Origin of the sequence: Caulobacter sp. (genome assembly GCF_035254145.1) — a bacterium.
Lineage (GTDB): Bacteria > Pseudomonadota > Alphaproteobacteria > Caulobacterales > Caulobacteraceae > Caulobacter.
In genome coordinates this window covers 1-12,958 of record NZ_DATFAV010000231.1, presented here as the reverse complement: position 1 = coordinate 12,958, position 12,958 = coordinate 1, and the positions used below count along the sequence as shown (strand labels likewise).

At 68.5% G+C, this 12,958-nt stretch carries 10 protein-coding genes; 8 read left to right on the top strand and 2 right to left on the bottom strand.

Annotated features, from left to right (window positions below; genetic code table 11):
* The 8 genes from VJ655_RS14275 to VJ655_RS14240 all read left to right on the top strand — a co-directional run.
* A partial coding sequence (locus VJ655_RS14275; protein WP_324112159.1) for an aminotransferase class III-fold pyridoxal phosphate-dependent enzyme occupies positions 1 to 968 on the top strand: 968 nt, incomplete at its 5' end.
* On the top strand, positions 965 to 2,362 hold the full coding sequence (locus VJ655_RS14270) for a glutamine synthetase family protein (RefSeq protein WP_324112157.1): 1,398 nt from the start codon (positions 965 to 967) through the stop codon (positions 2,360 to 2,362). The genes VJ655_RS14275 and VJ655_RS14270, both read left to right, overlap by 4 nt.
* A gap of 75 nt (positions 2,363 to 2,437) precedes the next feature.
* Positions 2,438 to 3,739, top strand: a complete 1,302-nt coding sequence (locus VJ655_RS14265) for an FAD-binding oxidoreductase (RefSeq protein WP_324112155.1) — start codon at positions 2,438 to 2,440, stop codon at positions 3,737 to 3,739.
* Between the two features lie 91 nt (positions 3,740 to 3,830).
* Positions 3,831 to 5,849 (top strand): tetratricopeptide repeat-containing sulfotransferase family protein, encoded by a 2,019-nt coding sequence (locus VJ655_RS14260; RefSeq protein ID WP_324112153.1) that lies wholly within the window; start codon positions 3,831 to 3,833, stop codon positions 5,847 to 5,849.
* 130 nt (positions 5,850 to 5,979) lie between these two features.
* Entirely contained in the window at positions 5,980 to 8,352 is a 2,373-nt protein-coding gene (locus tag VJ655_RS14255) for a TonB-dependent receptor (RefSeq protein ID WP_324112151.1), read from the top strand.
* A gap of 63 nt (positions 8,353 to 8,415) precedes the next feature.
* Positions 8,416 to 9,735: an APC family permease gene (locus VJ655_RS14250; protein ID WP_324112149.1), complete on the top strand. Its 1,320-nt coding sequence runs from the start codon at positions 8,416 to 8,418 to the stop codon at positions 9,733 to 9,735.
* Entirely contained in the window at positions 9,732 to 11,045 is a 1,314-nt protein-coding gene (locus VJ655_RS14245; RefSeq protein WP_324112147.1) for an amidohydrolase family protein, read from the top strand. The genes VJ655_RS14250 and VJ655_RS14245 overlap by 4 nt, the downstream gene beginning before the upstream one ends.
* Before the next feature lie 148 nt (positions 11,046 to 11,193).
* Positions 11,194 to 11,430 carry a hypothetical protein gene (locus tag VJ655_RS14240; RefSeq protein ID WP_324112145.1) on the top strand — a complete coding sequence of 79 codons (237 nt, stop codon included), beginning with the start codon at positions 11,194 to 11,196 and terminating at the stop codon, positions 11,428 to 11,430.
* A gap of 704 nt (positions 11,431 to 12,134) precedes the next feature.
* On the opposite strand, the gene VJ655_RS14235 is transcribed toward VJ655_RS14240, so the two are convergent.
* Positions 12,135 to 12,716, bottom strand: coding sequence for a TetR/AcrR family transcriptional regulator (locus VJ655_RS14235; RefSeq protein WP_324112143.1), 582 nt, complete (start codon positions 12,714 to 12,716; stop codon positions 12,135 to 12,137).
* A gap of 136 nt (positions 12,717 to 12,852) precedes the next feature.
* Positions 12,853 to 12,958: hypothetical protein (locus VJ655_RS14230; RefSeq protein ID WP_324112161.1), on the bottom strand; the 106-nt coding region annotated here is incomplete at its 5' end.

Genomic DNA, 12,958 nt, shown 5'->3' with positions numbered 1-12,958 from the left:
GGCGCACCGCCTTCATCAGCCGCTGGAACGCCTATCACGGCTCGACCGTGGCCGGGGTGTCGCTGGGCGGCATGAAGCACATGCATGTGCAGGGCGACCTGCCGATTCCCGGCGTCCATCACGTGATGCAGCCCTATCAATTCGGCGACGGCTTCGGCGAGGACCCGGCCGCCTTCCGCGACCGGGCGGTCAAGGCCATCGAGGACAAGATCCTGGAGGTCGGCCCCGAGAACGTCGCGGCCTTCATCGGCGAGCCGGTGCAGGGGGCGGGCGGGGTGATCATCCCGCCGGACGGCTACTGGCCGGCGGTCGAGGCCCTGTGCCGCAAGTACGGGATCCTGCTGGTCTGCGACGAGGTGATTTGCGGCTTCGGGCGCCTGGGCCAATGGTTCGGTCACCAGCACTACGGGATCAAGCCGGACCTGATCGCCATGGCCAAGGGCCTGTCGTCCGGCTACCTGCCGATCTCGGCCGTGGGCGTGGCCGACCACATCGTCGCCGAACTGCGCGAGAAGGGCGGCGACTTCATCCACGGCTTTACGTACTCGGGCCACCCGACCTGCGCGGCGGTGGCGCTGAAGAACATCGAGATCATGGAGCGCGAGGCCCTGATCGAGCGCACGCGCGAGGACACCGGCCCCTATCTGGCCAAGGCCCTGGCCCGGCTGAACGACCATCCGCTGGTCGGCGAGACCCGCTCGCTGGGCCTGATCGGCGCCGTCGAGATCGTCCGCGAGAAGGGGACCAACCATCGCTTCCTCGACAAGGAGGGCGAGGCCGGGCCGATCGTCCGCGATATCTGCATCAAGAACGGCCTGATGGTCCGCGCCATCCGCGACAGCATCGTCTGCTGCCCGCCGCTGGTCATCACCCACGCGGAGATCGACGAGCTGGTCGGGATCATCGAGCGATCCCTGACCGAGGCCGAGCCCATTCTCCGCGCGCTGAAACCGGAGGCGGTGTCATGAAACCCAAGCACAACAAGGCCAAGCGCGAGCACACGCTGGACCGCGGCGTCTCGACCCTGGAGGAGGCCCAGGCCTGGTTCGCGCGCCAGAGCATCGAGGAGATCGAGTGCGTGGTGCCCGATCTCGCCGGCGTGGCGCGCGGCAAGATCATGCCGGTGCGCAAGTTCCTGGGCACGCCGTCGATGAACCTGCCGCTGGCGGTGTTCTACCAGACCATCACCGGCGACTTCCCCGAGTTCGAGGGGGCGGTGAACGCGGTGCAGTCCGACACCGACATCTTCCTGACCCCGGACTTCGCCACCCTGGCCGCCGTGCCGTGGGCCCAGGACCCGACGGCCCAGGTGATCCACGACGCCTTCCACCCCGACGGCCGCCCGGTCGAGGAGGCCCCCCGCCAGGTGCTGCGCCGGGTGCTGGCCCTCTATGACGAAAAGGGCTGGAGCCCGATCGTCGCGCCGGAGATCGAGTTCTATCTGGTCGACCGCAACACCGACCCGGACTATCCGCTCAAACCGCCCATCGGGCGTTCAGGCCGGCCCGAGACGGGGCGGCAAGGCTATTCGATCAGCGCGGTCAACGAGTTCGACGCCCTGTTCGAGGACATGTACGAGTACTCCGAGCGCCAGGGGCTGGAGATCGACACCCTGATCCACGAAAGCGGCGTGGCGCAGATGGAGATCAACCTGCGGCACGGCCATCCGCTGGAGCTGGCCGACCAGGTCTTCATGATGAAGCGCACCATCCGCGAGGTGGCGCTGGAGCACGAGATCTACGCGACCTTCATGGCCAAGCCGATGGCCAGCGAGCCGGGCAGCGCCATGCACATCCACCAGTCGATCGTCGACCGGAAGGGGCGCAACCTGTTCTCCGGAGACGAGGGGCAGGAGACGGACCTGTTCCACGGCTTCATCGCCGGTCAGCAGACCTTCCTGCCGGCGATCATGGCGATCCTGGCGCCCTATGTGAACAGCTACCGCCGGATCTCGCGCGACAGCGGAGCGCCGGTGAACACCCAGTGGGGCTACGACAACCGCACCTGCGGCCTGCGCGTGCCGCCGTCCGACCCGGCCAATCGCCGCCTGGAGAACCGGATCCCCTCGTCGGACGCCAATCCCTATCTGGCGATTGCCGCTTCGCTGGCGGCGGGCTATCTCGGCATGGTCCAGGGCCTGAAGCCGACCGAGCCGGTGGCCATCGACGCCAGCGCGCGGGGCATCGAGCTGCCGCGCAGCCTGTCGGAATCGCTGAAGCTGTTCGAGGCCTGCCAGCCGCTGGTCGACATCCTGGGCCCGACCTTCTGCGCGGCCTACGACCGGGTGAAGCAGGCCGAGTACGAGACCTTCATGCGCACGATCAGCCCGTGGGAGCGGGAGTTCCTGCTGCTGAATGTGTGAGGTGTTGGTCACCTTCTCCCTCTGGGAGAAGGGGGGACCCGCGCCGAAGGCGTGGGCGGATGAGGGGTTACAGCGGTGACCGGCGAACCCCCTCACCCCCGCACCGCTTCGCGGCGGGTCCCGCCCTCTCCCCATGGGAGAGGGAATTGGTACGCGGACACCGCGTCTGACTTCCCCGGCCCGCCGCCGCTAGACGGCGACGCCTCCGCCGAGGTCTGCGTCGTCGGCGCGGGCTTCACGGGCCTCGGCGCGGCCCTGGCGCTGGGGAACCGAGCCGTCGTCCTGGAAGCCGCCCATGTCGGCGCCGCCGCCACGGGGCGCAACGGCGGGCAGGTCCATACTGGCCAGCGGCGCGACCAGGCCTGGTTGGAGAAGGCCGTCGGTCGCGACGACGCCCTGGCGCTGTGGCGCCTGGCCGAGGACGCCCGGGCCCACTTCAAGACCCTGACCGACACGATCGACTGCGACTGGCGGCCGGGCATGATCCATGCCCGCCACAAGCCGAACGGCGAGGCCGAGGACGCGGCCCATGTCGCGCTGATGGCCGGCCGCTACGGCTACGACCAGCTTGAACTGATCGGCGAGGCGGACCTGGCCCACGAGCTGGGGACGGACGTCTATCACGGGGGGCTGGTCGATCGCGGCGGCGGCCACGTCCATCCGCTGAAGCTGGCCCAGGGCCTGGCGCGCCAGGCCATGGCGGCCGGCGCGGTGATCCACGAGCACAGCCGGGCCGAGACCTGGCGGCGCGCGGGCGACCGGATCATCGTCGAGACGGCGCGCGGGCGGGTGACGTGCGAGCGGCTGATCCTGACCGGCGACGGCTGCCTGAACGCCATGGCCGGCCCGGCGTGCTCACGGGTCATGCCGATCAACAACTTCATCGCCGTCACCGCGCCTCTCGGGCCGCTGGCCGGCGAGATTATCCGCTCGAACGCGGCGGTGTCCGACAGCCGCTTCGTCGTCAACTATTTCCGCAAGACGCCCGACGGCCGGCTGCTGTTCGGCGGCGGCGAGAACTATCGGCCCGGCTTCCCGCGCGACATCGCCGGCATGGTTCGCAAGAACCTCGCCAAGGTCTATCCGCGCCTGGCCGAAGTCGAGCTGACCCACGCCTGGGGCGGGACCCTGGGCATCACCATGAGCCGGATGCCGTTCGTGGGCGAGATCGCGCCGGGCGTGCGCGTGGCCTCGGGCTATTCGGGCCAAGGGGTGATGCTGGCGCCCCATGTCGGGCGGCTGCTGGCGGAGGAGAACACCGAAGCGCTCGGCCTGCTCTCGCGTGTCCCCACGCCGCCGTTCCCGGGCGGCCGCTGGCTGCGCTGGCCGCTGACCGTGGCGGGGCTGTCCTGGTACGCCCTGCGGGATCGGTTGTGAGCTAAGCCCAGTCAAATCCTCCCCCGCTGGGGGGAGGATTTAAGCGGCGCTCCAATTGACACCTCCGCCCTCCGCCCGCTCTCCTCGTCCCATGACCGCCACGACCGCTCCCGCCGCCAGTCTCGCCGACGCGTTCGCCAACGCCGAGCGATTGCTGGAGCGCGATCCGCGTCTGGCGGCCGAGCAGGCGCGGGCGATCCTCGAGGTCGTACCGCGGCACGCCGACACTACCCGCCTTCTGGCCACCGCCCTGCGGCTATGCGGTGAGATCGAGGCGGCGCTGGAGACGGTCGCGCCGCTGGCCGCCGCCCTTCCGAACCTGCCCTTGGCCCAGCTGGAGCTTGGCCTCTGCCTGGAACGCCTAGGCCGCACCGCCGAGGCGGCCAAGGCCTTCGAACGGGCCAGCGCCCTGGAGCCGCGCCTGTCCGAAGCCTGGCGCGGACTTTCGGAAAACCTCGCCCTGCTGGGCGATCACGACGGCGCCGAGCGGGCCCTGGCCCGGCAGCTGCGCGCCTCGACCCGCGATCCGCTGCTGATCGAGGCCGCCACCGCCTTGGGCGACAACCACCTCGGCGAGGCCGAGCGCCTGCTGCGCGAACGGCTTAAGGCCGATCCGGCCGATATCGCGGCGATCCGCATGCTGGCCGAGACCGGCGCGCGCCTGGGCCGCTACGCCGACGCCGAAGGCCTGCTGACCCGCTGCCTGGAGCTGGCCCCGAACTTCGCCGCCGCCCGGCACAACCTGGCGACCATGCTCTATCGCCAGAACAAGAACCTGGAGGCGCTCGCCGAGATCCAGCGCCTGACTGACAAGGATCCGCGCCACCCCGGCTACGCCAATCTGCGCGCGGCGATCCTGGCGCGGCTGGGCGAATACGATCAGGCCATCGCCGTCTGCGAGCGGATGCTGGCGGAGTATCCGAACCAGCCCAAGGGCTGGATGAGCTATGGCCACGCCCTGAAGACCGTGGGCCGCCAGTCGGACGCGATCGCCGCCTACCGCAAGGCGCTGGACCAGGCGCCGACCCTGGGCGAGGCCTGGTGGAGTCTGGCCAACCTCAAGACCGTCAAGTTCACGCCCGAGGACGTGGCGGCCATGACCGCCGCCCTCGACGCGCCCGGTCTCTCCGACGACGACCGCCTGCACCTGCGCTACGCCCTGGGCAAGGCGCGCGAGGACGCGGAGGCCTGGGACGACTCGTTCGCCCACTACGCCGCCGGCGCCGCGATCCGGCGGAAGCAGCTCGACTATGATCCCGAGGAGAACGCCGCCGAGACCGCGCGCGCCAAGGCGGTGTTCACGCCGGCCTTCCTGGCGGCGCGGGCAGGGCAGGGGTCGCGAGCGCCCGATCCGATCTTCATCGTCGGCCTGCCGCGCGCCGGCTCGACCCTGGTGGAGCAGATCCTGGCCAGCCATTCGATGGTCGAGGGCACCATGGAGCTGCCCGACCTGATCGTCATGGCCCGGCGTCTGGGCGGTAAGACCGCCAACCGCGCCGAGTCGAGCTATCCCGAGGTGCTGGCCGATCTGTCGCCGGATCAGCTTCGCGAGCTGGGCGAGGAGTTCATCGAGCGCACCCGCGTCCAGCGCAAGACCGACAAGGCGTTCTTCATCGACAAGATGCCCAACAACTTCGCGCACGCGGGCTTCATCCACCTGATCCTGCCCAACGCGAAGATCATCGACGCGCGTCGCCATCCGCTGGGCTGCTGCTTCTCGGGCTTCAAGCAGCATTTCGCGCGGGGGCAGGCGTTCAGCTACGACCTGACCGACATCGGCCGCTACTACGCCGACTATGTGGAGCTGATGGCCCATTTCGACGCCGTGCTGCCGGGGCGCGTCCACCGGGTGATCTACGAGGCGATGATCGAAAATCCCGAGCGCGAGATTCGCGCCCTGCTCGACCACTGCGGCCTGCCGTTCGAGGAGGCTTGCCTGTCGCCGCACAAGAACGACCGCGCCGTGCGCACCGCCAGTTCAGAGCAGGTCCGCCGGCCGATCTTCAAGGATGCGGTCGAGCACTGGCAGAATTTCGAATCGCACCTTGGCCCGCTCAAGCAGGCATTGGGACCGGTGCTCGCCGCCTATCCCGATGCGCCCGTTATTTGACCATCTGTCGCGCCACCTGCCATTTCTGCAACACTCCCCAGAATTGACGCCGGACTGAAATTTCCAATCTTGCCGGACGCTTAGACGCGGGTCGAACATCGTTCCCTCAAATGGGGTAGGGGAGCGACTTATGTCGTCGGGTTTGGTTCGTTCGAAGAAGAAGGCGGGGATCTATTCAGCCGCCCTGTTGGCCTCAACCATGATCGGCGGCCTGGCGCACGCCCAGGCCCAGACCGCGCCGGGCTCCACCGCCCTGGAAGAGGTGGTGGTCACGGCCCAGAAGCGTTCCGAGAATCTGCAGGACGTGCCGGTCAGCATCCAGGCGCTGGGCGGCGAGAAGCTTGAGCAGCTGCAGGTCGGCGCCTTCGTCGACTATGTGAAGTATCTGCCGAGCGTGTCGTTCACGACCTCGGGCCCGGGCTTTGGCCAGGTCTACATGCGCGGCGTCGCCAGCGGCGGCGACGGCAACCACTCGGGCTCGCTGCCCAGCGTCGGCGTCTATCTGGACGAGCAGCCGGTCACCACCATCCAGGGCGCTCTGGACATCCACGTCTACGACATCGCCCGGGTCGAGGCCCTGGCCGGGCCGCAGGGCACGCTGTACGGCGCCAGCTCCCAGGCCGGCACGCTCCGGATCATCACCAACAAGCCCTCCACGGCCGGCTTCTCGGCGGGGGTCGACCTCGAGCTGAACCAGGTCGACCACGGCGGCACGGGCCACACGCTGGAAGGCTTCGTCAACATCCCGCTGTCCGACAAGATGGCCGTGCGCCTGGTCGGCTGGGACGTGCGCGACGCGGGCTATATCGACAACGTGCTGGGCTCGCGCACCTACACCCGCGGCGACGATGATCCGACCAACGACGTGACGATCAGCAACAACGCTCGGGTCAAGGACGACTACAACACCGTCTACACCCAGGGCGGCCGCGCGGCCCTGCGCATCGAGATCGACGACAACTGGGTGATCACGCCCCAGGTCATGGGCCAGGTGCAGAAGGTCGGCGGCCTGTTCGCCTACGATCCCAAGGTCGGCGACCTGAAGGTCAGCCACTTCTATCCGGAGAGCAGCAAGGACAAGTGGGTCCAGGCGGCCATGACCATCGAGGGCCAGGTGGCCAATCTCGACGTCACCTACGCCGGCTCCTACCTGAAGCGCAACGACGTCACCAACTCGGACTACACCGACTACTCGTACTTCTACGATCAGCTGGGCTCGGGCTTCGCCTGGACCGACAACGCCGGCAACCTGGTCAATCCCTCGCAGTACATCCAGGGCAAGGATCGCTATCGCAAGGAAAGCCACGAGATCCGGATCGCCTCGCCACAGGACCAGAAGCTGCGGTTCGTGGTCGGCGGCTTCTACCAGAAGCAGAAGCACAACATCTTCCAGAACTACCAGATCGCGGGCCTGGGCAGCGACATCTCGGTGCCGGGCTATCCGGGCACCATCTGGCTGACCAAGCAGAACCGGGTCGACCGCGACAAGGCCGTGTTCGGCCAGGCCGAATACGACATCACCGACAAGCTGATGCTGACGGCCGGCATCCGCTTCTTCAAGGCGCACAACACCCTGGTGGGCTTCTACGGCTACGGCGCGGGCTACGGCTCGACCGGCGAGCGCGCCTGCTTCAAGGGGCCGGTGGTGGCGGGCTCGCCCTGCACCAATCTGGACAAGGGCGTGAAGGAAAGCGGCAACTCGCCGAAGGTGACGCTGACCTACAAGATCGACGGCGACAAGCTGGTCTACGCCACCTACTCCAAGGGCTTCCGGCCGGGCGGCATCAACCGGCGCTCGACCCTGCCCCCCTACCACGCCGACTATCTGAAGAACTACGAGGCCGGCTGGAAGACCACTTGGCTGAACAACAGCTTCCGCTGGAACGGCGCGGTGTTCATGGAGGACTGGACGAACTTCCAGTTCTCGATCCTGGGGGCCAACGGCCTCACCGAGATCAAGAACGCCAACCAGGCGCGGATCAAAGGCATTGAGAGCGACGTCACCTGGGTTCCGGTCCACGGCCTGACGATCAACGCCGCGGCCGCCTATACCGACGCCAAGCTGACCGCCAACTATTGCGGCTTCACCGACACGTCGGGCAATCCGATCACCAAGTGCGACGCGCCCCAGGCCCCGGACGGCCAGGTGCTGCCGGTGACGCCGAAGTTCAAGGGCAACGTCACCGTCCGCTACGACTTCAGCCTGAACGACTGGGACGCCTTCGTCCAAGGCTCGTACGTCGGCCAGACCAGCAACTGGACCGACCTGCGGACGCTCGAGCGGGGCCTGATCGGCAAGCAGCCCCGCTATTCCACCCTGGACGCCTCGACGGGGATGGACAAGGACGGGCTGTCGCTGTCGCTCTACATCAAGAACATCTTCGACAAGCGGGCCAGCCTGAACCGCTACGCCGAGTGCGCCGAAGCCCTCTGCTATCCGATGACCTACATCGTGCCCAACCAGCCGCGCACGATCGGGATCAAGCTGGGCAAGACGTTCTAGTAAAGGCGGGAGAGCGAGGGGCGGTCCGGCGGACCGCCCCTTTTCGCAACCCCTCGGATTCTCATGAAGACTTCCAAAGCCAAGCCCCTCGGCCTCTGGATGTGCGTGGCCCTGGTCGTGGGCAACATGATCGGCTCGGGCGTGTTCATGTTGCCGGCCTCGCTGGCGCCCTATGGCTGGAACGCCGTGATCGCCTGGCTGATCACCATCGGCGGCGCCCTGTGCCTGGCCCTGGTCTTCGCGCGGCTGGCCCAGGCCTTTCCCCGCGCGGGCGGCCCTTTCGCCTATACCGAGGAGGCGTTCGGCCGGCCGGCCGGCTTCATGGTCGCCTGGTCCTATTGGATCTCGGTCTGGGTCTCCAACGCCGCCCTGGCCATCGCCGCCGTCAGCTATATGAGCGTCTTCGTTCCGGCCCTGGCCAAGACCCCGGGCCTGGCCGCCCTGGTCACGGTGGCGGCGGTGTGGGCGGCCACGGCCATCAACTGCGCCGGCGCCCGCACGGCCGGCTGGACCCAGCTGGTGACCACCATCCTGAAGCTGGCGCCGCTGGTCGCCGTGGCGGCCCTGGCCGGCCTCGTCCTGCTGCGCAAGGGGCCGGCGGCGATCGCGCCGTTCGAGCCCTCGGCCCTGTCGGGCGGTGGGATCACCGCCGCCGCGGCCCTGACGCTGTGGGCGCTGCTGGGCGTGGAGTCGGCGACCATCCCCGCCGAACAGGTCGACCAGCCGCAGCGCAACATCCCGCGCTCGACCCTGTTCGGAACCGCTTTCACCGGCCTGATCTATCTGCTCGTCTCGTCGGGCGTGCTGCTGCTGACTCCCGTCTCGGTGCTGCAAGGCTCCAATGCGCCGCTGGTCGACTTCGTGGCCTATCACGGCGGCGGGGACCTGCGCCTGGCCCTGGCGGCCTTCGCCGCGATCAGCGCCCTGGGCGCCCTGAACGGCTGGGTGCTGCTGCAGGGCGAAATGCCGGCGGCCATGGCGCGCGAGGGCGTCTTCCCCGCCTGGATGGGCAAGACCACGGCCAACGGCACGCCGGTGCGAGCCCACGTCCTGTCCAGCGTGCTGGTGACCATCCTGGTGCTGATGAACTACGCCAAGTCGATGGCGGACACCTTCACCTTCATGGCCTTGCTGGCCACGGCCTCGAGCCTGTTCGCCTACCTCTTCTGCTCGCTGGCGGTGCTGAAGCTGGGGCGCGAGGGGCGTATGCCGCTGTCGCCGGCCCTGGCGATCGTGGCCGCCGTCGCCGCCGTCTATTCGGCCTGGACCTTCTACGGCGCGGGCTGGTCGGTGACCTTCTGGGGCCTGGTGCTGCTGGCGGCCGGCGCGCCGGTCTACCTCTTGATGCGCCGCGCGCGCCTGGCCCAGGAGGCCGCCCGATGATCGTTCGCCTGACCGCCCGCCTGACCGCCCGAGTGACCGCGGCCGCCCTGCTGGCTGGGCTCGCAGCCACCGCCGCGTCGGCGGGCGAGCCGTCCTATGTCCGGGCCGGCCGGCTGATCGACCCCCAGTCCGGCAAGGTGTCCGACGATCGCCTGATCCGCATCGAGGATGGCAAGATCACCGCCGTCACCGCCTGGTCGAGCGAGCCGAGCGACGGCCCGCTCGTCGACTGGAGCGAGATGACGGTGCTGCCCGGCCTGATCGACATGCACACCCACCTGGTCGACGACGAGCAGAGCGAGAACATCGCCCAGCCCCTGCTGCGCAGCGCCGCCCAGCAGGCCTATGTCGGCGCCGCGCACGCCCGCGCGACCCTGATGGCCGGCTTCACCAGCGTGCGCGACGTCGGCAGCTGGCGGGCCTTCAGCGACGTGGCCCTGCGCGACGCGATCGAGGCCGGTTTCGTGCTCGGGCCGCGCATGTCGGTGGCCGGCGCCTATGTCACCGCGCCCGGCGGCGGCGGCGAGATCACCGGGATCGCCCCCGACGTCGGCATCCCAGCCGAGATGCGCCGCGGCGTGGTCGAGGACGCCGCCGACGTCCATCGCAAGGTCCATGACCTGCTGGTCCACGGCGCCGACTTCATCAAGCTGATCGCCACCGGCGCGGTGCTGACCGAGGGCACCGAGCCCGGCCAACTGGAGCTCGGCGAAGACGAGATTCGCGCCGCCGTCGAGGAGGCCGCCAAGCGCGGAACCTACGCCACCGCCCACGCCCACGGGGCCGAGGGGATCAAGACCGCCGTCCGGGCCAGGGTGCGCTCGATCGAGCACGGCTCGCTGATCGACGACGAGGGGATCGCCCTGATGAAGGCCAAGGGCGCCTTCCTGGTGGCCGACATCTACAACGGCGACTTCATTGACACCTACGGCCGCGAGCACCACTGGCCCGATGGCATGATCCGCAAGAACCGCGAGACGACGGACGCCCAGCGCGAGGGCTTCAGCAAGGCGGTCAAGGCGGGGGTCAAGATCGCCTACGGCACCGACGCCGGCGTCTATCCGCACGGCTGGAACGCGCGCCAGATGCCCTACATGGTCAAGTACGGCATGACGCCGATGCAGGCGATCCAGTCGGCCACGGTCGTCGCCGCCGAGCTGATGGCCAAGACGGGACGGGTCGGCTGCGACGCTCCCGGCTGCTACGCCGACCTGATCGCGGTGGCCGGCGATCCGCTGGCGGACATCGCGCTGCTGACCAAGGTCAGCAAGGTGATGAAGGGCGGGGCGGTGGTGAAGGACGAGCCGTGAAGGCGTTCCGTCGCGGTGAAAAACCGCACAGCGCCGCCTGGCCTGGATCATGCATTGTGCATCGCAGCGCAAATTGATTGTGCGAAAGCGAAACAACTGTCATGTCGACGTGGTTAGTGTCACGTTGAGTACGTCCAAGGAGGTCTTCATGACCGAGAATCACTACTACGTCCGCCCGGTCGCCGGTGTGTGGCATGTGACCTGGAACGACTCGGCGGAGTTGATTGGCTGCTATTCCTCGCAGCACGAGGCCGAGGCCCTGGCCCAGCTGCTGGCGCGCCACATGCGCGAGCAGGGGCGCATGGCCAAGGTTCAGGTGTTCGAGCCAGAAGTCCGCACGCCGTCCTGGGGACGCAATCGCGCCGCCAGCCACGCCGCGGCGTAAGACAGTTCAAGCGTAAGAGCATTTTCCGACGAAGCGGATGCCAGTCCGTCGCCAGAAGGCCCGTCGCCAGAAGGCCCGGCTCAGAAGGTTCGTCGTCAGAAGATACGCCAAGATGGAAGCGCGCAAGGGTGGTGAAGTCGCCACACTTTCGCCTAACGTGAGTTGGAGCCTGCGGCCTCGCATGGAATCATGCGAAACGGTCGAAAGGCTTCCAAATCAAATGTTTAGAGTATGATGATCGTCTGGGCTCAAGGGGCCGGCTGATCGTCAGGCTTCAGAGATCGAGCGTAAAGTCCGCGTCCGAAACATCAGCGTACGGGCCTTATGCTCCACGATAGGGGGCGCCCGGTCTTCCCGGCGAAAGCCGCGCCGAAGCGTAGGGGTGGTGGGATATGGCGCCGCAACGACGGCGCGCCCCGGCGACTTCCTTGCCTGGCTCCCGCCGGGAAGACCGGAGTTCCAGCGTTCTTCAGGGCCGGCTCGCCTAGAGTCGATCGACATTCAAATCAGCGAACAATTCCTGCCTTCCTGGGCCTCATGCCCAGGATCCATCGTTCAGCTACGACTGAGTTTGACCGGCGTTCTGGGCTGTTCAGCCCCCACATCACTTCAAAATCACGGCCTGCCGCCAACATGGGTCCTGGGCGCAAGGCCCAGGAAGGCGAGGTGTTGACTTCGAGCGCCGCGTTGATTGGCGATCCGTCCTAGAGCCAGGCTTCCAGGGCGCGGCCCACGATCCGCGCCGCCTCGTCCGGGCCGAAGGTGGCCGGATCCAGGCACAGCTCCAGCCACAATCCGTCCACGGTCGCCGTCAGGGCGATGGCCGCCAGGCGCGTGTCGCGCGCGCCGGCCCGCGCCAGTAGGGTCTCCAGCCGGGCGCGGAACTCGGCGTAGGAGGCCGCGTGGATGGCGGCCATGCGCGGCTTGGTCTTGACCAGGCTCCAGAAGCCGATCCAGGCAGCCAGCAGGCGAGGATCCAGCACCGGCGGGGCGAAACTGGCGGTCAGATAGGCCAGCGCCCGCTGTCGTGGATCGGCCCCGGCGGCGTCGACGGCCGCCTCCAGCGCCGCGTCGATCCGCTGGCTGACGGCCTCGTAGGCGGCGGCGATCAACTGGTCCACACCCTCGAAATAGTGGCGCAGCAGTCCCGGCGACACGCCCGCCTCGGCGCAGATGCCTCGCACCGACGTTCCCGCCACGCCCTCGCGGGCCAACACGACCTCTGCGGCGTCGACCAAGGCCTGGCGGCGGACGTCGGGGGCCTCGCGAGTGAAGGCGGCGCGCATGATTAGCCCTCCCCCTCGATGGGGGAGGGTTGGGTGGGGGTGATGCGGCGGTCGCCGTGCGAGCACACCCATCCCCGCCCCTTCCCCCATCCCCGCCCCTTCCCCCATCGAGGGGGACGGGGGCATTGGGGGAAACTCACCACCCCTCCGGCGGCCGCGCCAGCCGGCTCTCCGGAACCAGGGCCCGCAGCTTGCGGCCGAAGCTTCTCAACGACACTTCGCTGGTCGCCAGCGGCCCGGCG